This window comes from Paraburkholderia caledonica, assembly GCF_000383275.1.
In the GTDB taxonomy this organism is placed as follows: domain Bacteria; phylum Pseudomonadota; class Gammaproteobacteria; order Burkholderiales; family Burkholderiaceae; genus Paraburkholderia; species Paraburkholderia caledonica.
In genome coordinates, this window is sequence record NZ_KB911044.1 from 203152 (window position 1) to 226197 (window position 23046).

Sequence of the window (23046 nt, forward strand, 5' to 3'; positions counted from 1 at the left end):
CCACGAGGGATAAATCGCAAAACTGACTTAAAACCGCGGGACCGGTCGGCCAGCGGCGCGCGCCGTAGCGCTTGCCAACAATCCCCCAACTTCCACTTGCGATTCTGTAAAATTCGCCCACGCTGAAAACTGCGTGCTGAAGGCGGCGCCATGACCGCCGCCTCCGTTCAAGAGACAAGGAAGACACAACATGACCGACCTCACAGACCACAGCGTGGCCTCCGCACACGACACACGGCGCCGCATCTTTGCGATTGTCGGCGCGTCATCGGGCAATCTCGTCGAATGGTTCGACTTCTACGTCTATTCGTTCTGCGCGCTTTATTTCGCCCCCGCATTTTTTCCGAGCGGTAACACTACGACACAATTGCTCAACACGGCCGGCGTGTTCGCGGCGGGCTTCCTGATGCGCCCGATCGGCGGCTGGTTTTTCGGCCGTCTCGCCGACAAGCATGGCCGCCGCATGGCGATGATGGTGTCGGTGTTCATGATGTGCGGCGGCTCGCTCGTGATCGCCGTGTTGCCCACGTACGCGCAGATCGGCGCGCTCGCGCCTGCGCTGCTGCTAGTGGCGCGCCTGTTCCAGGGACTGTCGGTGGGCGGCGAATACGGCACCAGTGCGACCTATATGAGTGAAGTCGCACTCAAGGGACGGCGCGGCTTCTTCGCGTCGTTCCAGTACGTGACGCTGATCGGCGGCCAGCTGTGCGCGCTGCTCGTGCTGGTCGTGCTGCAACAAACGCTCTCCACTGCGGAGCTCAAGGCATGGGGCTGGCGAGTGCCGTTCGTGATCGGCGCGGTAGCCGCGTTGATCGCGTTGTATCTGCGTAAATCGCTCGATGAAACCACCACCGCCGCGACGCGTCAGCGCAAGGAAGCGGGCACGTTGCGCGGCTTGTGGAAGCACCGCGTCGCGTTTATGACGGTGCTCGGTTTCACCGCGGGCGGCTCGCTGATTTTCTATACGTTCACCACGTACATGCAGAAGTATCTGGTGAACACGGCGGGCATGAGCGCCAAGACGGCAAGCAATGTGATGACCGCGGCGCTCTTCGTCTACATGGTGCTCCAGCCGGCCTTCGGCGCGTTGTCGGACCGCATTGGCCGCCGCAATTCGATGCTGTGCTTCGGCCTGTTCGCGACCATCGGCACGGTGCCGCTTCTGCATGCGCTCAAAGACGTGACGAGCCCCTATGCGGCGTTTGCGCTCGTCGTGCTGGCGCTCGCGATCGTGAGCTTCTATACGTCGATCAGCGGCCTGATCAAGGCGGAGATGTTCCCGCCGGAAGTGCGCGCGCTCGGCGTCGGTCTCTCATATGCGGTGGCCAATGCTATTTTCGGCGGCTCGGCCGAATACGTGGCGCTGTGGCTCAAGTCGGTCGGCAGCGAGTCGATGTTCTACTGGTATGTCACGTTGCTGTGCGCCATTGCCGGCCTCGTCGCGTTGCGCATGCGCGATCCGTCGAAAGAAGGCTACCTGCGTCACGAACCGTAAGTCTCCCGACCCACGTGCGCGCTTTCCATAAGCGCGCCGCACACCTGCTCAGGACACCACGATTTCGGTGCCGAGCACGTGCAGCAGATCGCGCAGCGCTTCGGCCTGCGCCATTTTCGCGTCGCTGCGCAAATGAATCCGCACGGCTCGCCCAGCAATTCCGTCAACGGGCTGGGCGAGCCACAACTCCACCGCAAGTCCTAAACCCTCCGGCTGATTGACGGCAACCGGCTCGATCACGCGCGGCTTGAAACAGGCACTGTCGGACATGGCGAATCACCTCGAAGCTGATGACGTGTCCGGCTCATCGTAATCAGCGGCGTGCGCGAGTCCAAGCAACAAATACGTGTTTGCTAAGCAGAGGATGCTTAGCAGAAAAAACGCTGACCGCGCATGCCCGCGAGACGCGGACGGTCAGCCGGGCTCGGTCGTATCGGCGGCCAATTCGGCGACGAAATCTCTCACTACCGCGCCGGTTTCGCCGTTCAAGGCCGCCGACGCGACAGGAGCGACCGGACTGACAAGAGCGACCGAACCCACAGGCGCGACAGGCGCAGCAGAGGCGGCGATCGCCACGGCCCGATCGCGCGCGCTCATCGCGGCTCGCGAGAGCATCAGCAAATGGTAGTAAAGCCGCGCGCTCAAGCCATAGTGGTACGCAAACAGATGAGCAAGCGCGATCTTGAAGCCAAGCCGCGCCTGACGGTTCCTCGCATGTACCGACACCACGATGGGCGCGAGCCGCCGCAGCGCGAGCTTGCGTGACGGTTCCAGTTGCGGCGGCAGCTTCAGCATCTTGACGAACGCGTAAGCACTGAGCGTGGCCGCCGACGACGTGCCGCGCGTGCTCTGCGAAATGGACGTCGCGGTTTTGCGATACACCGACACGTAATCGTGCAGATAAAACACCTCGCGCGCCGCGAGGCAAAGTTCGGTGCCGAATACGAAATCGCAGCACACGCCGTACTGTTCCTTGTAGCCGATGCGTTTCACGAGCCGCGCGTCGGCCATCCAGCCGTTGTTCGGGAACATCTGAATGAGGCCGGTCCTGCCGGGCAGCGGTTGCAACCCTTCGGCGTCCTTTGTACGGCGGAACGCCGCATTGAGCCGCGTGCTCGCCTCGACGTCGATCGCGCCGGAATGATCAGCCTCATACTGCGCGCCGAACGCGGCATCGAGCCGTGGATGCAGGTGCCAGAGCGACACCAGTTTCTCGACGCCGTCGGTGGCAAGCAGGTCGTCGTCGTGAATCAGCATAATCCTGTCGCCACGCGCACGCTGGAAGAGGCTCGCGACATTGCGCGCCTGACCGAGCGGCGGCTCGTTCCTCGTATAGCGGATGCGCCGCTCGTTCCTGTAACGCGACGCGATGAGTTGTTCGGTGCGCGCATCGGTCGAGTCGTCGCCGATCACGATTTCCACATTGCCGTAGGTCTGCGCAAGACACGAGTCGATGCACTCGACAACCAGCTCCGGCCGGTTGCACGTCGGCAGGCAGATCGACACTCTGGCGGACTGGAAAGAGGGCGAGGGGATGAACATGGGCGTCGCCTTTGTTATCTGTTGAAGGGGCGGCAGCCGGTCTGCCTGGTCGCATACGTCGCTGCAAGCAGAAAAATAGTTCACCACGCCGAAAAAATATTCGGTAAAAAAACGGAAAAAATGTCTGGCGTATGAAAGGCGGTGGAAGGGAAAAATTTATGCAGCTTTGCCGCGCAAATGCAGCAAAGCCGCTTGTAGACCCACGCTTAATTTCAACCCACTGACGGTTCGCCTTCGCCCGGCTTCTGGCCGGGGCGATCGGCTGGCGACTGATCGCGTCCTTCGTCGCCGCGCTCCGGCAGCTTGCTTTTCTCGTTGTCGCTATGCACTGCCGGCTGCGGATGGGCGATGTCGTCCGGCTTATCGCCGGTTTGCTGCTTGGTGTCGGCCATGGCTTTCTCCTTGTGAAGACTCACCATGTGGAGCAAAGCCCGGGCCTGCGCGCGTTCAGTCGGTCTGTCCGGCGCCCGTCAGCGAAATAATGAAGTCAAGGAATGCCCGCACCTTGGCTGGCGGATGGTGCCGTGACGGGTACAGCGCATACAGCGGATAAACCTCGTCGCCCCACTCGGGAAAGAGTTCGACGAGCTTTCCGCTCGTCACAAGCGACTCGGCGCCGAGCGAGAGAATCTGCGCGACCCCTTGGCCTGCGGTGCATACGCTGTGCAGCGTGCCGACGTCGTTCACCGTCAGCCGGCCTTGAGGCGTGACGACCATTTTCCTGCGGCCGCGATGAAACTCCCACGTGAACGGATAACCGGTAAGCGGATCGCGAAACTTGATGCATGCATGCGCGCCGCTCTCGAGTTCCGCAGGGTTGGATGGATGTCCGTGCTTCTTCAGATACGAAGGCGCGGCGACTGTGAGAATGCGCGTGTCGAGCACCTTGCGCGCGATCAGCGACGACACCGGCGGCTCGCCGAAGCGGATCGCGACGTCAAAACCGTCGCCGACCATATCGCCCAACTGGTCGCGCGTGATCAGTTCGAGTTGCAGATCGGGGTGTCTGTCGACGAAACCGCCCAGTCTCGGTCCAAGCACCAGCCGCGAAAAGAACGGGTCCATGTTGACGCGCAGGCGGCCGCGCACCGCTGTCGCGCCTTGCGCGGCCGAGGCTGCCGCTTCTTCGAGACCGCTTAGCAGCGGCACGATCTGTTCGTAGAAGCGCCGGCCTTCGTCGGTGAGCGTAACCGAGCGGGTGGTGCGGTCGAACAACCGGATACCCAGGCGCGCCTCGAGCCGCGCGACGGAACGGCTCACACCCGACTGCGACATGTCGAGCGCCACGCCTGCCGCCGCGAAACTCCCGCAGTCGACGATCGCTGTCAGCACGCCCATGCCGTTCAGCATGCGCTCGTCAAATGGCATCTGTAAGTCCTTTCTTATTCGTGAACGGCGTCCATGCTAACGCGAAACGCCGTGCCGGAACCCGAGCGAGAACAGAGCGGAATCCGCTTATGCGTATCGCATCAACAGCCTACAACCAGGCAACAACCAGGCAACAACCAGGCAACCAGGCAACACGACGAGCGCGCAGTGACGCTTCCTTCAACGCCCGACGCCCTGGCTGGCCGGCGCACGCACGCGGGGCGCGGTGTCGAGGTGACGGAACACCCATGCCGACATCAGCGTGATCGCGCCGACGCACACGAAGCTCAGGCGGAAGCCGAGCGCGGCCGAGCCCCATTGCGCGGAAAAGAGTTTCACGAGGCCGCCGCCAATGGATACGCCGAGGCCGATCGCCAGCATCTGCACCATTGAAAACAGGCTGTTGCCGCTGCCGGCGTCTTCATGCGAGAGATCCTTGAGCGTGACGCTGTTCATCGCGGCGAACTGCATCGAGTTGGCCGCACCGAACACCGCCAGAATCACTATCTCGACGAAAAGCGGCGTGCCGCGCGTGATCAAGGCGAAGGCAACAATGGACGAACCCACCACCAGCGTATTGACCAGCAGAAACAGGTCGTAGCCAAAGCGTCGCACGAGCGACGCGATCCAGCGTTTCACGATCGTGCCCGCGAGGGCCGCGGGCAGCATCATCAGACCGGAATGCAGCGGCGTATAGCCTAGTTCCAGTTGCAACAGCAGTGGCACGAGGAACGGCACGGCGCTCGAGCCGATGCGGCATACGAGATTGCCGATCAGACCCACGCTGAAGTTCGGCTCGCCGAAGAGCGCGAGCTTGAAGAGCGGGTTGCGCCGCCGTCGTGCGTGCGGGATATAAGCGAGCGCGCTCACTGCCGCCAGCGCGAACAATGCCGCCGACCACGCAGCCTGGTGGGTCGGCGCGGGGGCGTCGACGGCCAGCGAAAAGGCAATCATGCACAGCGACAGCAACCCGCAGCCGATGAAATCGAACGGCGGCGCCTGCCGCTCGCCGTGCGATGGAAGAAAGCGCTGCACCGCGTAGAGACCCGCGGCGCCGATCGGCACGTTGATCAGAAAGATCCAGTGCCATGTGATTGCCTCGACGAGCCAGCCGCCGAGCGTCGGCCCGGCGATCGGGCCCAGTTGTCCCGCGACCGAAATGAACGCGAGCGCGGAGACGTATTGTTCGCCGGAGACGCTGCGCAGCACGGCAAGGCGTCCTATTGGCAGCAGCATCGAGCCGCCCACGCCTTGCAGCACGCGCGCGATCACGAGTTGGCCGAGCGTATGCGCGCTCGCGCAACAGACCGAGCCGATCACGAAAATCAGGATCGCGGCGAAATAGACGCGCCGCGTGCCAAAGCGGTCGGCGAGCCAGCCGGATGCGGGCGTGAGCATCGCCATGGTCAACGTGTAGGCGACCACGATCGGCTGCATCGCAAGCGGCGCGACGTGCAGGCTGCGCGCGATCGACGGCAGCGCCGTATTGACGATCGTGGTGTCGAGCGACTGCATGAAGAAGCCGGCGGCGACGATCCACAGTAGCGCGGTATGCGACGAATCCCTGGTCATGTGATGGCGAATGGTCGGCGCACGGCGCCCTTGTCTGAGGTTTTGTCAGCAAACGCTTCAATGATATGGGCATCGCGACGGCGCGGGAAGTCCGGCGAGTTTTCCTGACGGCGGCGGGGCGCGTGAGCCGGGCAGTGTCGCGCCCACGCCACCCGTGTCGATTTTGTTTTTTGACACGAACCTGCGTCGTTATAATTTTCCATATACGGTACGTTGTTTCATATAAGGAACAAGCGCCGCTTGAGGAAAAATAACGATCGCCGGGGAAGAGACACACCGTCATGACCAGAAAGCTCACCATCAATCTACGCATCGCAATCACGATTGCATTCCTCGGCGCGCTGCTCGTTGTCATTGGCGCGCTCGGCATTTTCGGCATGGCCGAAAGCAACCAGGCACAGCGCGAGGCGTACAACGTACATTTCGCGTCGGTGGTGGCGCTCGGCAAGTCGGGCACGGCCATGTCGCGGGCGCGCTTCGGGCTTGACTGGGCAATGAGCAATCCGCACTCGCCGCAACTGAACGCGCAACTCGAACGCGCGCGCATGTTGCTCGGCGAATCGGATACATGGTGGCGCAGTTTCCGCGATCTGCCGAAGACGCCCGAACTGCAACGCCTCACCGACGACCTCGACGCAAAGCGTACCGCCGTGCGTCGCGACGGCATCGACCAGTTGATCGACGCAATCCGCACCGGCGACGCGAGCTGGATGGACGAGACGCGCGCAAATCGGCTAATCGCTTTGTACACCGCGATGAACGCGAGCCAGGGCGCATTGGAGGCCTATCTGAACCAGCAGGCCGCCGACGCCAACGAGCGCTCCGCCGCGCTCTTTCATGGATTGTTGAGTGCGAGCATCGGCAGCGTGCTGATCGGTCTCACAGTCGCATTTTTCAGTTGGCGCACGTTGCGCCGCGCGATCATGGACCCGCTGCACGCCGCGCTTCGCCAGTTCGATGCGATTGCCGCAGGCGAGCTGACGACGCGCGTCGCGATCCGTTCGAACGACGAAATGGCGACACTGCTGCGCGGACTCGCGTCGATGCAGGACAAGCTTCGCGCGACGGTGACGAGCGTGCGCGCGGGATCGCATTCGATCGCGTCGTCGACACAGCAGATCGCGGCGGGCAATCTCGATCTGTCGCAGCGCACGGAGGAGCAGGCGGCGTCGCTGGAACAAACCGCCGCGGCGATGGAAGAGTTGACCTCGACCGTGCAGCTCAATGCCGAGCATGCGCACCATGCGAGCGAACTGGCCACCAGCGCGTCGGAAATGGCCGTTCAGGGGCGCGATTCAGTGGGAGGCATGGTGGAGACGATGCACGCGATTCATGCCGGGGCCGCGAAGATGACGGGCATCATCGCCGCGATCGAAGGCATTGCGTTCCAGACGAACATTCTGGCATTGAACGCGGCAGTCGAAGCGGCGCGTGCCGGCGAAGAAGGACGCGGCTTCGCTGTCGTGGCCGGCGAAGTGCGCAGTCTCGCGCAACGTTCAGCGGCCGCCGCGAAGGAGATCGGCTCGCTGATCGCCGAGTCGAATTCGCGCGTGGAAAGCGGCGCGGCGCTTGTCGATCGCGCGGGCAGCACCATGCGGGAAATAGAAGCCGCGATCCAGCGCGTGGCGCGCATCGTGGGAGAAATCGCGGCGGCTTCCAAGGAACAGAGCGAAGGCATCAAGCAGGTGAGTCTCGCCGTCACGCAGATGGACGAGGTGACCCAGCAGAACGCGGCGCTCGTGGAGGAAAGCGCGGCGACTGCGAACTCGCTCGCAGATCAGGCGCGGCAGTTGAGCGAGCTGACCGGGGCGTTCAAGGTCGCGCTCGCTTGAATTGCGTTGATCGCCTTGATGTGGTGCGAAGCGAGCGCATTGCAAACCATCGGATACCGCTTGATGCCGCGGCTGCCCGCTCACGCTTCGCGTTGCGATTCACTGCTTGATTCACGGCTTCACTGAGCCAGATGAGAACGCGAAGCGCGGTGCAATGCATTCGCGCAACCAGCGCTCATGCAGGCATCTTGCGGAATGAAATGGCGAAGCGGTTCCACGCGTTGATCGCCGAAATAAGCAGCGTCAGGTCGACCAGTTCTTCGTCGCCGAAATGCGGGCGCACCGCTTCCCACACGGCGTCGGGCACATGGTCGTGCGAGACGAGCGTGAGGGCTTCCGTCCATTCCAGCGCGGCGCGCTCGCGATCGGTGAAGAACGGCGTTTCGCGCCAGGTGACGACGGTGGCGAGGCGCCGGTCCGTTTCGCCGGCTTTGCGGGCGTCGGCAGTGTGCATGTCGACGCAGAAAGCACAGCCGTTGATCTGCGATGCGCGCAGGCGAACCAGGTCCGCGAGCGACTTTTCTATCGACGATTTTCCGATGCGTTCTTCAAGACCCAGCATGGCTTTGATAGCGGCGGGACCGGCTTTGTAGAAATCGAGACGTTGTTGCATGATTCACTCCTTGGCGTTTAGTGGAACGCATCAGTGATGCGATGAGTGAATACTAATCGCGGCACTGGCTTTGCAAAATGGCCATTTTTGGCGATTTTCAGGTAACCACTTTTGCGTTGTGAAAACCGGTGGGCGGCTCGCCGAGCGTCCTTGCTCACTGTAATGGCATCGTTGCCGCGCCTACGGCGATTCGGTATGGTGGGTCACTGGTCCCATCGAAGAGATACTGAATGACGTCCGCCGCCGAGCCTCCATCACTAAAGGGCTCAGAATCAGCTTTGCGGTCAAATCCGCAGCCAGTTTCACGGACTGCCTCCGAGCCGGTCCCGGAGCCGCCCTCTGAATCCATCCGTTCCGATGTGCTAATCGTCGGAGCGGGCCCCGTTGGCCTCTTTGCCGCTTTCGAAGCCGGGGTGATCGGGTTGTCCTGCCAGATAGTCGATGCGCTCGACAAGATTGGCGGTCAATGCACCGAGCTGTATCCGGACAAGCCGATCTACGATATTCCCGCGATTCCGTCCTGTACCGCGCGCGAACTGGTGGACCGACTGCTCGCGCAATGCAAGCCGTTCGATGTTCCTATTCATCTCGAACAACGGGTCGAATCGGTCGAACAACGCAGCGACGGCCGTTGGACCGTGCGGACCGATCGCGGTCTCGTGTTCGACGTCGCTGCAATTCTGCTTGCGGCCGGCAACGGCGCCTTCGTGCCGCAGAAGCTGCCGCTTGCGGAAGCCGCGCCGCTCGAATCGCGCTATGTGCATTACAGCGTGCAGCGTCTCGCCGATTTCGCCGACAAGACCGTTGTCGTGGCCGGTGGCGGTGATTCCGCGCTCGACTGGGCGCTTGCGTTGCGCAAGGTCGCTCGGCGCGTCACGCTCGTGCATCGTCGTAATGGCTTTAGCGCGGCCGACTCCAGCGTCGAGTTAATGCGGCGCGCAGTGGAAGCGGGGGAGATGGATTTTATCGTCGGCGCGATTTCGGGGCTTACTGTTGCAAGCGATGAGAAAGCCGATGCGCTCAAATCCATCACATTGCGACATATCGAGGGTGAGACCGAACTGCCAACCGAACAGCTCGTCGTGCTGTACGGACCGGTCGCCGATCTCGGTCCGATCGGGCAGTGGGGCTTGAGCATTCACGGCGGCCGTGTGGACGTGGATACATCCAACTACGAAAGCTCGCGACCAGGCATTTTTGCGGTCGGCGACATCGCCAATTATCCGAACAAGCAGAAGCTCATTTTGTCGGGCTTTCACGAGGCGTCGCTCGCGTTGAGAAAGGCCTATTCATACGCGTATCCGGACAAGAAACGCGTGCATGTCCATTCGAGTTACGACGCAAAACTTGCGGAAAAGGTCAGCGCGGCAGGATAACGTCGCGCACACGCTTGCAGAAGACCCGGTTGCGATCGCTGGATCGCGCCGGGTCTTTTTTACATCACGACGCGCTATTTTCCCGCAGGCTGACTTGCGGCAGCCGCGGCGCTTGCGGCCTTGTCCTTTTTCTTCGCTTCATGATGGCCGATCGCACAGCCTGCTGCTGCGCCGGCCACGCCGTGACCGCCCGCAACATGGCCACCGACGCCGCCGACAACCGCGCCCTTGGTGCAGCCTTCGGCGTGCGCTGCAGTGTGCATGAAAGCGAGTGACGCCACGAGAGCCGTGGCAAGAGATGCGCGTTTCAATGGAAGCTCCTTGTGTTGTTGATCCAATCGTAAGTGGTCCAAGCAATTGCGGGACCTGACGAGTGACAGCGGTCCGAAAGCTTCGGGCAAAAGATTGGTGAACATCACGGCAGAGGTGCAATGCGTCGCACCGCATCGCGATACGAGCGTCATCTCACGAACTGCGGCGTTGCGAACGGCATGCGGTTTGCTGAACGCAGACATGCGCGGAGAAGTTGCCGATGCCGCCTGGCTTTACTCCCGTGCATTCAACTGTCTGATCGACGGGTTTGACGCAGCAGGCAACGTGCGCTCGACCCTCTCATGCGGCGTCGTCACCCGTTTCACAGAACACCTCAAAAAGACAGGCGGCGCGAGACCGCTACAAGGAGGACAAACAATGATGGACGCGATCTATCTGCTATTCGGGCAAGGCAGGGATCTCGACCCGCTGCAGATGAGCTTGCGCGCCTTCGTGGTGTTCGTCGTCACGCTTGTGCTGATCAGGATTTCAGGCCGGCGTTCGTTCGGAAAGCGCTCGCCGTTCGATTCAGTCGTGGTGATTCTGCTCGGCGCGACGTTGGGCCGTGCGATTGTCGGCGCATCTCCGTTCGTTGCGACGGTTCTCGCGTCGTTGATGATCGTGGTGTGTCATCGCGTCCTTGCATGGGCGTGCGTGCGATCTTCCGCGATCGAGCGGCTCATCGGCGGAGTCGAGCGCGAGGTCTACCACAACGGTGCGTTCAACGAACGGGAAATGAAAGCTGCGCTGATGACACGGAACGATGTATGCGAAAGCGTGCGCCAGAAAACCGGCTCGCGGTCGATGGACAAGGTGGCGGCCGCCATTCTCGAACGCAATGGCGACGTCAGCGTGATCCATAAGGACCAGTGAGCAGGCGGGCCGATGCTCCGGTGTCAGCCGCGGCCGCCGCGTGAGATTTCCTCGCCGGCGCGAGGCGGCAGGCGCAGCGTAACGGGAATGGACGCGAAAGAGCACAGTCCGACTACAAGAAACGCGGGCCAGAAATCCGACCACATGATGGCTTCATGGCCGTGCAGCAAACGCGAAATCTGCAACACGATGCCGCCGACCGTCACGCCGAGGCCGAGGGACATCTGCTGCACGACGCTGCCCAGGCTCGTTGCGCGTCCCACATCGCGGCTCGCGATTTCGGCATAGGTCAGTGAATTGAGACTCGTGAATTGCAGCGCGGGAAAGAAGCCGCCAAGCAGAACGACCACCCAGATGATCCACGTTGGCGTACCAGGAAAAAACAGTCCGCAGGCCGCAATCGAAACGCCCGACAGCGCGGCATTGACCACCAGCACGGAACGAAAGCCATAGCGATGCAGCACGCGCGACGCAACCGTGCGCATGAACATTCCGCCGAATGCGGACGCGCAGGTGATCAGCCCCGATTGAAACGCGCTCATGCCGTGACCTTCCTGCAGCATCAGCGGCAACAGGAACGGCAGTGCACCGAGGCCGATGCGGAACAACGACCCGCCGAGCACGCTTGCCTGAAACGTCGGCACCTTGAAGAAGCGCAAGTCGAGCAGGGGCAACCGTGCGCGCTGCGCATACGCGACATACAGTGCAAGCAGGACAGCGCCCACCGCGCACATGCCAAACGCGTCGAGGTTCGAAATCAGTTCGCCGCCAATCAGCGACAATCCCAGCAAGAGCAGCACCGCGCCCGCCGCCGACAGAAAAAAGCCGATCCAGTCGAGCGGACCCGGGTGCGGCTCGCGCGTGTTCGCAATGTGTTTGTTCGTCAGATAGATGCCGAGAATCCCGATCGGCACGTTGATGAAAAAGATCAGACGCCAGTGCAGATAGGTCGTGATAAAGCCGCCGAGCAGCGGGCCGGCCGCGGGGCCGAGCATGGCGGGCACGCTCAGATAATTCATCGCGCGGATGAAATCGGTTTTGTGCACAACCCGGAAAATGATGATTCGCCCGACCGGCACCATCATCGCGCCGCCGACGCCTTGCACGAAACGCGCGAGGGTAAAGGTGGCAAGCGAGTTGGAGGCCGCGCACAACAGCGACCCCGTGACGAAGATGCCGATGGCGGTGCGAAATACCGTGCGTGCGCCGAAGCGGTCGGCGAGCCAGCCGCACACCGGAATGAATACGCCGAGGCCGAGCACGTAGCTGGTCACCGCGATTTTGAGCGTGACGGGGTCGCGCCCGAAGTCGCGCGCCATGGCGGGTAGGGCAGTGACGATCACGTTTGCGTCGACGCTTTCCATGAACATCGCGCACGCGACGATCAGAGGCGCAATAAGGGCTTTCTCGGCGACGGTCATGGAGGAGGCCGCGGCGGGCTGTCGCGGGCAAAAGGGTCATTATTGCACCTGTACGGTGCGGTTTGTTAATACTGCCCGCTGCCATTGCGCCCTTTTTTGCCCCGGTCGGCCGTGCGAGTCAGGTCCACGTCCGTGACTCTTGCGCAACATGTTTGTTTTTTGTTGCGCTGCGCAATAAGAAGACTATAATCGGGTTATTCCCTAGGTAGAAACCCTATACAGGAGCCCGACCATGAACACCGCCTCTAACACTGCATCCGCTCGTAACACCATCGCCACCAACGGTAACTGGCTCGCAAAGCTGCGCGCACTCGCGCTGCACGCGCTGAATCTGCATCTGCAAAACTGCGCTGTGATCGCTGAAGCGCATCGCCGCCCGCAGTAAGGCTCGCGCGCTGGTGCCCGCGCCTCGAAAGGCCGGGTGCAAGCTTGCTTGCGCCGCGCTGACGCTTTCCGCCGATACTGCGCGGTAAAGCGATAGCCTTCGCAGGGCGATCAGAGAGAAGCAAGCAGAAACAAGCGGCGCATTTGCGCCGCTTGTGCTTTGTGCGTCTGCTAATTCGTAGTCTGTGTCCCGCTCATTCACCCGAGCGACGCGGTACTCGCGCAAGCGTTTGACGCACTTTCGTTGCTCGCGCAGACAAAGCGCTCATCACGAGCGCGGTCGACACCAGACCGACCAGATACAAGCCCGCCATCATCCAATCCTGTTCTGCCATCATCGTTCTCCAGTCAAGTGCCTCGTTCTTGCGGCTAACACGTCGCATCTCGTGAGGCTGATGCTTGCGATTACGGCAGATGCGGCGAAAAGCTTAACCGGCGCTATTCGCGCCCACGAAGTTTTCCCACTCGGACCACCCGGCGGATATGCACGTTTAACCCACGCTAGTGCGCGCGCAAAGCGGCTACAGCAGCGTTCCGTTCCGGCAATTTGCGAATCTTCGTTCGCGGCGCCGAATAAGCGTTTAAACTTCAGCCCCTTGGATTCAACACCCGCCGACCCGGCGCCAGAACGCTCCGCGAAGCCCGCCCGTTGCACACAATCGGCCCAGGTTAAACCCCGGCGCCAAGGCCTGCACTGTCAACCTTTTAACCTGTCTGCCGTTATCCAGTTGTAATCGCCGAACTGGCGACCTTGCGGCAGACGGCCCGTCGCCGCGACAGCTCCACGCAAGGCCCGCATTGACCATGTTCCATCGATATAAGAATAATTTCGGCCGCATAGGCGCGATGTTCGTTCGTGCATCGAAGACCTCTCGCATCAGGGGATTACTCTCGCCCGTTTTCGCGCTTGCAATCTGCGCGCTGCTGCTCGTCGTGCTCCAGCATCTGTCGCAGGCCGTCGATTACCGCTCGGTCATGCACGAGCTGCGCCGGCTGACGGCCGGCGAGTGGACCGCCGCGCTCGCCGCCACCGCGCTGAGTTATGTGGCGCTGGTCGGTCGCGATGCAGTCGGCCTGCGCTATCTGGGCGCGGCCGTGCCTCGCGCAGCGCTGTGGATCGGCGCCACGGCGGGCTCCGCGCTCGGCAATGCCACTGGCTTCGGCGCATTGACTGGCGGCGCGGTGCGCGCCCGCGTGTACGGCGTGGCGAATATCACGCCCGCACAGATCGGCCGCATGACCGTATTCACGAGCGTTTCGCTCGCGCTCGCACTTGTACTGATGACGGCGCTCGGCATGGTGTGCGTGGGCGGCAGGCTTGCCCCGATGCTGCATCTGTCGCCGGCCACCGTCCGCTGGGTGGGTGCGTTGCTGCTGGTTGCGCTCGGTTTGCTGTGCGCTGCATGCCGCGTCGAAACACGCTCGGTCCGCACACGCTGGCAGTGGCTGTCGTTCGACATTCCCGCTCGCCGCGATCTGCTCGAACAGGTGGGACTGGCTGTGGTCGATGTAGTTGCCGCCGGCCTCGCGCTGTGGGCGCTGTTGCCGCACGCCGACGTGAGCTTCGTCACGTTCATCACCGTCTATGCCGCGGCCATGCTGCTCGGCATGATCGGCCATACACCTGGCGGCGTCGGCGTATTCGAAGCGGCCATGGTGTTCACGCTGAACGGAAGTGTGGCCACGCAGCAGATGGTCGCTGCGTTGCTCGCTTATCGTGCGATCTATTTTGGCGTGCCGCTTGTCGTTTCGGCTGCGCTGCTCGCCGGTTTCGAAGGCCGCGCGTTGAAAGGCCGCCTGCCGTTGCGGCACGCCGCCGGCGCGTCGAGACTTGCGCCGCTCTTCCTGAGCCTCGTCACGTTCGTGGTCGGCGGCATGCTGGTTATCTCCAGCGCAACGCCCGCGTTCTGGCAGCGTCTTCATATTCTGCGCGACGTGCTGCCGCTGTGGGTTCTGGAAAGCTCGCAGATGCTGTGCAGTGTGCTCGGCGTGCTGTTGCTGTTCGTCGCGCGCGGTCTGCTAAGGCGTCTCGACGCCGCCTGGTGGATGACCCTGGCTCTCGCCGTGGTGAGTCTCGCGCTGTCCTTGACCAAGGGTCTCGCATTCGTCGAGGCAGGTGTGCTGTGCACGTTGATCGTGCTGCTGCTTGCAACGCGCCGGCGTTTCAATCGTCATTCGTCGCTGTTTGCGGAGCGCTTCACGGCCGGCTGGCTCGTGTCGGTGGCGATGGTGCTGATGCTCGCCACTTGGGTCATGCTGTTCGCTTTTCGCGACGTTCCCTATACGCGCGACCTGTGGTGGCAATTCGCTTTCGACGAACGCGCGCCGCGTGCGCTGCGCGCGACGCTGGCCGCGAGTCTGTTTGCGGCGACGTTCTCGTTCTGGCAGTTGCTGCGCCCCGCGCCGGGCCACTTCGTGAAACCGGCGCCGGAAGATCTGCACGACGCGGCGCGCATCGTGCGTGCGCAGGAGCGCAGCGACGCCGGTCTCGCGCTGATGGGCGACAAGAGTTTTCTGTTCTCGGAATCGCGTGAAGCTTTCCTGATGTACGCCAAATATGGGCGCACGTGGGCCGCGCTGCACGATCCGGTCGGGCCGCGCGAAGAGTGGGCGGGCCTCATCAGTAAGTTCGTTGCGCTCGCGCATGCGCATGGCGGACGCGCGGCGTTCTATCAGGTGCGCGCCAACGCTTTGCCGTTGTACCTCGACGCGGGCCTTTCGCTGATGAAGCTCGGCGAGGAAGCCCATGTCGTGCTCGACGATTTCGATCTGAAGGGTTCACACCGCGCGCATCTTCGCTACGCGCTCAAGCGCGGCGAGCGCGACGGCTTCACCGTCGAAGTGATCGATCAGGCGAATGTGCCGGCGTCGCTCGAAACGTTGCGCGGCATTTCCAACGGCTGGCTCAACAGCCGCGACGCGCGTGAGAAGAGCTTTTCGGTCGCAGCTTTCACCGACGAATACCTCGCCGCGCAGTCGGTCATGCTGGTGCGCCAGAACGGCGAGCCAGTTGCCTTCGTCACGTTCATGACGACCGACCTGAACACCGAGGCGACTGTCGGCGTCATGCGTCACGTGGAAAGCGCGTCGCCGTATGCAATGGAATATCTGTTCACGCAGCTCGCGTTGCATCTGAAACAGGCCGGATTCCGCTCGCTGAGTCTCGGCATCGCGCCGCTCTCGGGTATGCAGCCGACGCCGCTCGCGTCGCGCTGGCATCGGGTTGCGGGCATCGTGTGGCGCTTCGGCGGCCGCTTTTATAACTTCCGCGGACTGCGCGCTTTCAAGAGCAAGTTCCAGCCGCATTGGGAGCCGCGCTATCTCGCGGCGTCGGGTTCGGTAGGCGTGGTTTTCACGCTCGCCGACCTGTCATTGCTGGCAGGAGGCCGGCGTTCATGACCTTGCATTCGTTTTTCAGGCTTGCTGTCGTAGCAGGCGTCGTCAGTTGCAGCGCGCTCGCCAATGCGGCGTCGACCACCATTCCCGGCGGCCGCTACGGCAACGTCACCGTCACACAGCCGGTGGGTCCGTTGCGTGGTTTCGTGGTGCTTTACTCGCAGGCAAGCGGCTGGAGCGCGGCCGATCAGCAAAGCGCCGAGGCGCTCGCCAAGGCCGGCGCATTGACCGTTGGCGTGGATACGGCACGGTATGCGGCGAACCTCGCGACGGATCTGGCGCAGAAGAAGGAAACCTGCAATCAGCTGGTGGGCGACGCCGAAGCGTTGAGCCATCAACTCGAACGGCAATCGCAGTCGAGCCATTATTTCGCGCCGATCGTCGCGGGCACCGGGCAGGGCGCGACGCTCGCCATGCAGGTGCTCGAACAGGCGCCTTCGAACACGATTGCAGGTGCTGTTTCCGTGGATGCCGAACCCACGCTCGATCGGCGTTTCCGGCCTTGCCCGCCGGATGCAACCATCATTCGCGACAAGATTCCTGGCTTTGTAGAAAAAGCGTCGACGGGCAACGCCGATCGCGCGCGGCTCGTCACGTTGATTGCGCCGCATCTGCAAACCATATCGGCCCATGACGACGACGTCTCCGATCTGCCGTTGATCGAGTTGCCGGCGGCGCATCCGAACGGCTTGATGGCGATCGTGATCTCCGGCGACGGCGGCTGGCGCGATCTCGACAAGACCATCGCGCAGGCGTTGCAGAAAGACGGCGTGTCGGTGATCGGCTGGGACAGCCTGCGCTATTTCTGGAGCGAGAAGCCGCCCGCGCAGACGAGCCGCGACCTCGCACGCGTGATGCAAACGTACGGCGCGCGCTGGCACGCGCAGCACGTCGCGCTTATCGGCTATTCGTTCGGCGCGGACGTAATGCCTTTCGCATACAACCGCTTGCCCGACGCGTTGCGCGCGAAGGTGTCGCTGATTTCGCTGCTCGGCTTCGCGCCGGACGCCGACTTCCAGATCCGCGTAGGCGGCTGGCTCGGCATGCCGGCAAGCGATAAGGCGTTGAAGGTGCGTCCCGAGTTGACTCGCGTGCCGCCCGCGATCGTGCAGTGCATCTACGGCGCAGACGAAGAAGACACGTTGTGTCCCGCGCTGACGAAGACGGGCATCGAAGTGATCCGGACGTCGGGCGATCACCACTTCGGCGGCGATTACAACGTGCTCGAACGACGCATTCTCGCCGCGTTCAGGAAGCAGAGCGGCGTGCAAGACTGATTGTTCAAACGGCGCGTCATGCGCTGTTGTTGCATGGGTGTTTCATCGACGTTGCAGCGACGTTTCATCAGCGTTGCGCTGCCTCGTCGTTCGAGCGTCCCGTTCTCGGCGTCCGCCCCACATATCCCCGCAGCCATCGCTGCCGGTTCTTCAAAAACGCGCGCGGTTCATCAGCGCGTTTTTCTCCTCAGCGCTCGCGCGCGACGTGCACCCAATCATCACCGCGTCCGCGTCCGCAGCCAGCGCGACGCGCGTTCTCCCGCACGCTCGATCGCGATGAGAGAGCGTTATCGTACATATACCAGCGCGGCCGGATCCTATGATCATTCCAAATCCTTCAGCGGCCGGTTGCACGAGTATTTGCTCGCGCAACTGACGATGCAAGGCGCCGTTTTCGTTCATCCTGGTTACGACATTCTGCTGCGGTAACTCAGTGCGCCACCGCGCACTGCGTCCGCTCGGCAGTGTGTGTCCGACATGACGGAGAACCGCTTTCGCCCGGTTGCCGACCGTGCGCGGCGGGACCGTGCATGTGCAACGCGAGGCCGTGAATGCTGGATTCCTTTTTCTTCGACACTGCCGCAAGCGAGCCCGAGCGGCCCGCGCTCTGGGTCGACGAACACCTGTATTGCTATGGCGAACTCGCTTCGCGTGCGAGCCGTATCGCGGCCGGACTGACATCCGCGATGCCCGCCGACGGCGTTCGCCGTTGTCTGCTTTTCGCACACCGCAGCGTCGCCGCCTATGCGGGTTTGCTCGGCGTCATGAAGGCGGGCTTCGCCTACGTGCCGCTCAATCCGACGCTGCCCGCCGCCCGTATCGCGGCGGCCGTCGAGCAGTCGGAGGCGCCCGTGCTGCTGGTCGATCGCCGCTGTACGGCGTTGCTCGATGAAGTGCTCATGCTGATAGACGAGTGCCCCCAAATCTTTTTCATCGACGATGAGGAAGATCCCAGCGGCATGGACGACTCTCCGGCTGGTCGCCGCGTGGCGGATCTGCCTCGATTGCCGAATTCATTGTGCGTCCACCCTGGCCGCGCCGTTGAACGCGCTCCGAACGATCACGCATACGTTCTCTTCACGTCGGGCTCCACCGGCGCGCCGAAAGGCGTGCCGATCGCGCACGCGAACGCCTGCGCCTACGTCGCTGCGCAACTTCAATTGCTCGGCCGGCTACCTGATGCACGTTATGCACAATTTTGCGAACTGTCCTTCGATCCTTCGGTGCACGACATGTTCGTGTGCTGGGCGAACGCTGCCTGCCTGTACGTGCCGAAAACGGTCGAGCCGATCTACAACGCGGCTTTCATCCGCGAACATGCGATCACGCATTGGAACAGCGTGCCCTCGGTGGCTGCCTTCATGCGGCAGTTGCGCAAGCTCGCGCCCAACCAGTTCGCGAGTCTGCGCGTGACGTGCTTCGGCGGCGAACCGCTGCCCGTGTCACTCGCGCAGGCATGGCAGCAGGCGGCGCCGCAGAGCCGCATTTTTAACCTCTACGGCCCGACGGAAACGACCGTCGCGTGCTCCGCGTTCGAAGCCACGCCGCAATTTCTCGCCGATCCAACGCACGCCGTCATGCCGCTTGGCCAGGCCTTGCCCGGCATGGAACTGCTGATCGTCGACGCAACCCTGCAGCCGGTCGCACAAGGCGAGAGCGGTGAATTGCTGATCGGCGGCCCACAGGTCGCGGCAGGCTACCTGCGCGCGGACGAACCCAACAATTGCCGCTTCGTCACCAGGCGCTATGCGGGCCTGCGCTCATCGCACTGGTACAGAAGCGGCGACGCCGCACGCGAGATCGCGCAACAGGGCATCGTCTTTCAAGGGCGTCTCGATACGCAAGTGAAGATTCGCGGCAACCGCATCGAGATCGAGGAAGTCGAGCAGGTGGTTCAGACGAGTAGCCGCGCCGCGCTTTGCGCAGTGATCGCATGGCCCGTCGATGAAGCAGGCAGCGCGCACGGCTTGCTTGCGTTCGTGACGCACACGCCGGTCGACGTCGCGCAGATTCTGCATGCATGCCGTCAGCGCCTGCCGGCCTACGCGGTGCCGCAGCGAGTCATCGCGCTCGACGCAATGCCGCTGAACGCAAACGGCAAGATCGACAGAAGGGCGCTCGCGGCTCATTGCGCGAGCGGCGATGCGTTCTCCTTACGGACACACAGCATCCGCGACGGCGACGTTCGAGTGCCGCGCGAGAAATTCACGCAATCGGGGAAATAAATGAAACATCATGTGCGCCGCATTCTCGAGGAGACCGCCTGCCTCGATGTCGAAATCGATACGCTAGGCGATAACGACGATCTATACGCTGCCGGTTTGTCGTCGCTAGGCACCGTGCGGGTGATGTTGGCCGTCGAAGAAGCGTTCGGGGTCGAGATTCCGGGCTCGCTGATCACCCACGACATGTTCGCGAGCATCGCCGCGCTGGCCGGCGTGATCGCGCAACTCGTGCCGGAGGAGTCGATTGCAACGCGAAGCTGAGGCTGTGCTCCGGCAATCTCTGGCAGCGGTCACGAGCACGATGAGACCGGTTGCGTTCAACGGCTGTTCGGGATGGCTGCATGGGCCGGCCGCTTTGCAGCCCGAGATGGGCGTGGTGCTGTGCAATCCGTTCGGCTATGAGGCGCTTTCCGTGTACCGCGGCTGGCGCGAACTCGCGGACCTGCTGGCCGCACGCGGTGCCGTCGCATTGCGTTTCGACTATCCCGGCACGGGCGACTCGGGCGGCAACGAGGAAGACCCGCTGCGCTGGCGCGCATGGATCGACAGCATCAAGGCCGCGGTTGAATTTCTGCGTGCGGAAACCGGCGTGAAGCGCGTCACGCTGTGCGGTCTGCGCGTAGGCGCCACACTCGCCGCACTCGCTGCGCAAGAACTGGGCGGCGTCGACAATCTCGTACTGTTGATGCCCGTGATTTCCGGCAAGGCATACATACGCGAACTGGAGCTTCAGCAGCATACGTGGCTCGCCGCCCAGACCGCGCTCGGATTGCATCTCGACGAAGAGTTGCCGCACACCGTCGGCGCGCACGGCTTCAGGCTCTATCCGGACACGCTCGAACTGCTTGCAAAAGTCGATCTCGAACGGGCTGCGGAGTGTGGCGCTCCGTGCGGCAGCGCGGCTGGCACCGGGCTTCCCGCGCGCCGTGTGCTGTTGCAGGATCTGGCCGGCAGCCCCCGCTTGAAGCGGCTCGCCGCTCGTTACGAGGCGCTCGGCGCGCAAGCGGACGTGCAGTTCTTCGGCGAATACAGTAAGTTTCTGACCGATCCGAGCTACAGCGAGCCGCCTCGCCGTGCGTTCGACAGCGTGCTGCAATGGCTCGGCGCCGGCACTGCGACAGCGCCGCTTCCGAAGGTGGAAGTGCTGGACGCCGCGGCATCGGCGAGTATCGCTTTTGCGCACGGGCGCGAGACACCGGTCGTGTTCGGCGGCTACGTCGGTGTGCTGTGCGAACCGCAGCGCGCGCTCGACGCAGCGCCCGCTGTTTTGTTCGTCAACACGGGTGGTGTGCACCGGATCGGCGACAGCCGCTTCACCGTGCTGATGGCTCGGCGGCTCGCGGCGCAGGGCATCGCATCGCTACGCATGGATCTGAGCGGTCTCGGCGACAGCCTGCGCCGCGACGCAACGCTTACGCTCGACGCACTCTATTCGACCTACTCGATCGACGATGCCTGCGCGGGCGTCGACTGGTTGACAGCCGCTGGCTACCCAAAGGTCGTTATGGCCGGCGTCTGCAGTGGTGCTTATGTGAGCCTGCACACCGCGCTCGCGCATTCCGCCGTGGTTGGTTGCGCGTGCATCAATCTGCCGTTTTTCAAGTGGGGCGGCGCTCGTGTGCGGCCGGGTGCGCAGTACGTCGCGCCGAGCGAGGTGTATCGGCGGGCGATGCGCAATCCGCGCAAATGGCTGCGCTTGCTGAGCGGCCAGGCCAATACTCGCGCGATCACCGCCGAGCTCGCGCGCAGATGGTCCGCGCGCGTCGCCGCACGCGTGGGTGCGGTGCTTGAGACGCTCGTCGGCGAGCGCACGCCAGGCAGCGCCATCCGCAGACTCGTGCTCGATCTGGAGCGCAAAGGCGTGCAAACCGCGCTGCTATACGGAACGCTCGACGACGGCCTCGACGAACTCGACATCCACTTTGGCCCTGACGGAGCCAGGTTGCGCAAGCTGAAGAATCTCTCGGTGCAGAAGATCAGCAAGGTCGATCACGCGCTCTTTTCACGCTGCGCGCGCGAAGCGATGATGGCGCAGGTGGATGCGTTTTTGCGCGAGCGCATACTCGGCGCGCGCGCCGGATCAATGGCTTTTGCAGGTGGATTACGTGTTCCACAGAGACGAGCAAAATTGCAACGGAAGCTGAAACCGCAGCGTCCGTGAGAGATCGCGGCTTACGGCACCGCCATTGACAAACCTCGACAAGTCAACGATGATCGGCCACATGAACTGCCTCGACATCCGTATTGCGCTGATTATTAGCATCATTCATCGAATGGTGGGTTAGCGCGCGTCTGATAGCAGTCACACATAACCCGCCCCACGAGGCGGGTTTTTTTATGTCCGCCTGCTCCCGCCTCCTGGTCGCCTTTCGATGCTACGCGCTTGCCGCACAGGAGCTTGCCTTGCCGTCACACCATCTCGAACAGGTCGCCGAAACGGCTGACAGCGTCGCGCTTCGACACGACTATCTGAAGAAAACCCTTACCGCACGCGTCTACGACGTAGCGCGCGAGACCGAACTCGAACGCGCGCCGCAACTGTCGGCGCGGCTGCGCAATCCGGTCTATCTGAAGCGCGAGGACAACCAGCCGGTGTTCTCGTTCAAGGTGCGCGGCGCGTACAACAAGATGGCGCATATTCCCGCCGAGGCGCTCACGCGCGGCGTGATCACCGCGTCGGCGGGCAATCATGCGCAGGGCGTCGCGCTGTCTGCGGCGCGCATGGGCGTGAAGGCGATCATCGTGGTGCCGGTCACCACGCCGCAAGTCAAGGTCGACGCGGTGCGCGCGCATGGCGGCCCGACCGTCGAGGTCGTGCAGTTCGGCGAGTCGTATAGCGACGCCTACGGCCACGCGGTGCAACTGCAGGAAGAACGCGGGCTGACCTTCGTGCATCCGTTCGACGATCCCTATGTGATCGCCGGGCAAGGCACGGTTGCCATGGAAATCCTGAGCCAGCATCAGGGCCCGATTCACGCGATCTTCGTGCCGATCGGCGGCGGCGGACTCGCGGCGGGTGTCGCGGCGTATGTCAAATCGGTGCGTCCCGAGATCAAGGTGATCGGCGTGCAGACCGACGACTCGTGCGCGATGGCCGCATCGCTGAAAGCCGGCGAGCGCGTCACGCTCAACGAGGTCGGCCTGTTCTCCGACGGCACCGCGGTGAAGCTCGTCGGCGAAGAAACCTTCCGCCTGTGCAGCGAATATCTGGACGACGTGCTGCTCGTGAACACCGACGCGCTGTGCGCCGCGATCAAGGACGTCTTTCAGGACACCCGCAGCGTGCTCGAACCGGCGGGCTCGCTCGCTGTGGCGGGCGCCAAACAGTATGCGGAGCGCGAAGGGGTCGAGAACCAGACG

Annotated in this window: 21 protein-coding genes; 12 read left to right on the plus strand and 9 right to left on the minus strand. The window is 62.9% G+C overall.

The genetic code is table 11. The features are described 5' to 3' along the window. Positions 1-190 precede the first annotated feature (190 nt). Positions 191-1495 (plus strand): MFS family transporter, encoded by a 1305-nt coding sequence (locus H281_RS0126955; RefSeq protein ID WP_020070253.1) that lies wholly within the window; start codon positions 191-193, stop codon positions 1493-1495. A gap of 48 nt (positions 1496-1543) precedes the next feature. Here the strand turns inward: H281_RS0126955 and H281_RS0126960 are convergent, their stop codons facing one another. From H281_RS0126960 to mdtD, 5 genes are all read right to left on the minus strand, one after another. Then, positions 1544-1765: a hypothetical protein gene (locus H281_RS0126960; RefSeq protein ID WP_020070254.1), complete on the minus strand. Its 222-nt coding sequence runs from the start codon at positions 1763-1765 to the stop codon at positions 1544-1546. Positions 1766-1909: 144 nt separating this feature from the next. After that, on the minus strand, positions 1910-3037 hold the full coding sequence (locus H281_RS0126965; protein WP_020070255.1) for a glycosyltransferase family 2 protein: 1128 nt from the start codon (positions 3035-3037) through the stop codon (positions 1910-1912). 212 nt (positions 3038-3249) lie between these two features. Beyond that, a complete protein-coding gene (locus H281_RS0126970) occupies positions 3250-3429 on the minus strand; it encodes a hypothetical protein (protein ID WP_020070256.1) in 180 nt (59 codons plus the stop codon). Positions 3430-3484: 55 nt separating this feature from the next. Then, on the minus strand, positions 3485-4405 hold the full coding sequence (locus H281_RS0126975; RefSeq protein ID WP_020070257.1) for a LysR family transcriptional regulator: 921 nt from the start codon (positions 4403-4405) through the stop codon (positions 3485-3487). Positions 4406-4585: 180 nt separating this feature from the next. Continuing rightward, positions 4586-5977, minus strand: a complete 1392-nt coding sequence (gene mdtD, locus H281_RS0126980; protein ID WP_020070258.1) for a multidrug transporter subunit MdtD — start codon at positions 5975-5977, stop codon at positions 4586-4588. 281 nt (positions 5978-6258) lie between these two features. Here mdtD and H281_RS0126985 point away from each other — a divergent pair, with 281 nt between their 5' ends. Then, positions 6259-7809 carry a methyl-accepting chemotaxis protein gene (locus H281_RS0126985; RefSeq protein ID WP_020070259.1) on the plus strand — a complete coding sequence of 517 codons (1551 nt, stop codon included), beginning with the start codon at positions 6259-6261 and terminating at the stop codon, positions 7807-7809. A gap of 175 nt (positions 7810-7984) precedes the next feature. On the opposite strand, the gene H281_RS0126990 is transcribed toward H281_RS0126985, so the two are convergent. Beyond that, positions 7985-8422 carry a carboxymuconolactone decarboxylase family protein gene (locus H281_RS0126990; RefSeq protein ID WP_020070260.1) on the minus strand — a complete coding sequence of 146 codons (438 nt, stop codon included), beginning with the start codon at positions 8420-8422 and terminating at the stop codon, positions 7985-7987. Positions 8423-8781: 359 nt separating this feature from the next. On the opposite strand from H281_RS0126990, the gene H281_RS0126995 reads away from it, so the two are divergent. After that, complete coding sequence (locus H281_RS0126995) at positions 8782-9798, plus strand: NAD(P)/FAD-dependent oxidoreductase (protein WP_020070261.1); 1017 nt, start codon at positions 8782-8784, stop codon at positions 9796-9798. Between the two features lie 74 nt (positions 9799-9872). On the opposite strand, the gene H281_RS0127000 is transcribed toward H281_RS0126995, so the two are convergent. After that, the gene (locus tag H281_RS0127000) at positions 9873-10109 is read right to left on the minus strand and encodes a hypothetical protein (protein WP_020070262.1); all 237 of its coding nucleotides are present in this window, start codon (positions 10107-10109) and stop codon (positions 9873-9875) included. Positions 10110-10488: 379 nt separating this feature from the next. Here H281_RS0127000 and H281_RS0127005 point away from each other — a divergent pair, with 379 nt between their 5' ends. After that, positions 10489-10983 carry a DUF421 domain-containing protein gene (locus H281_RS0127005; RefSeq protein WP_027804980.1) on the plus strand — a complete coding sequence of 165 codons (495 nt, stop codon included), beginning with the start codon at positions 10489-10491 and terminating at the stop codon, positions 10981-10983. A gap of 23 nt (positions 10984-11006) precedes the next feature. Here the strand turns inward: H281_RS0127005 and H281_RS0127010 are convergent, their stop codons facing one another. Then, on the minus strand, positions 11007-12404 hold the full coding sequence (locus tag H281_RS0127010; RefSeq protein WP_020070264.1) for an MFS transporter: 1398 nt from the start codon (positions 12402-12404) through the stop codon (positions 11007-11009). Between the two features lie 232 nt (positions 12405-12636). Here H281_RS0127010 and H281_RS37020 point away from each other — a divergent pair, with 232 nt between their 5' ends. Beyond that, positions 12637-12789: a hypothetical protein gene (locus H281_RS37020; protein ID WP_020070265.1), complete on the plus strand. Its 153-nt coding sequence runs from the start codon at positions 12637-12639 to the stop codon at positions 12787-12789. Between the two features lie 193 nt (positions 12790-12982). Here the strand turns inward: H281_RS37020 and H281_RS37025 are convergent, their stop codons facing one another. Further along, positions 12983-13123: a hypothetical protein gene (locus H281_RS37025; protein WP_020070266.1), complete on the minus strand. Its 141-nt coding sequence runs from the start codon at positions 13121-13123 to the stop codon at positions 12983-12985. Between the two features lie 511 nt (positions 13124-13634). Between H281_RS37025 and mprF the strand changes: the two genes are divergently transcribed. The 7 genes from mprF to ilvA all read left to right on the plus strand — a co-directional run. After that, complete coding sequence (gene mprF, locus H281_RS0127025) at positions 13635-16187, plus strand: bifunctional lysylphosphatidylglycerol flippase/synthetase MprF (protein ID WP_241077915.1); 2553 nt, start codon at positions 13635-13637, stop codon at positions 16185-16187. Next, on the plus strand, positions 16184-17461 hold the full coding sequence (locus H281_RS0127030; RefSeq protein WP_020070268.1) for a virulence factor family protein: 1278 nt from the start codon (positions 16184-16186) through the stop codon (positions 17459-17461). Before mprF ends, H281_RS0127030 begins: the two co-directional genes overlap by 4 nt. A gap of 33 nt (positions 17462-17494) precedes the next feature. After that, positions 17495-17890, plus strand: coding sequence for a hypothetical protein (locus H281_RS0127035; RefSeq protein WP_020070269.1), 396 nt, complete (start codon positions 17495-17497; stop codon positions 17888-17890). A gap of 122 nt (positions 17891-18012) precedes the next feature. Further along, on the plus strand, positions 18013-19686 hold the full coding sequence (locus H281_RS0127040) for an amino acid adenylation domain-containing protein (RefSeq protein ID WP_020070270.1): 1674 nt from the start codon (positions 18013-18015) through the stop codon (positions 19684-19686). After that, positions 19687-19947 carry an acyl carrier protein gene (locus H281_RS0127045; protein WP_020070271.1) on the plus strand — a complete coding sequence of 87 codons (261 nt, stop codon included), beginning with the start codon at positions 19687-19689 and terminating at the stop codon, positions 19945-19947. A gap of 40 nt (positions 19948-19987) precedes the next feature. After that, the gene (locus H281_RS0127050) at positions 19988-21847 is read left to right on the plus strand and encodes an alpha/beta hydrolase family protein (RefSeq protein ID WP_020070272.1); all 1860 of its coding nucleotides are present in this window, start codon (positions 19988-19990) and stop codon (positions 21845-21847) included. 242 nt (positions 21848-22089) lie between these two features. Continuing rightward, positions 22090-23046: threonine ammonia-lyase, biosynthetic (gene ilvA / locus H281_RS0127055; protein WP_020070273.1), on the plus strand; the 957-nt coding region annotated here is incomplete at its 3' end.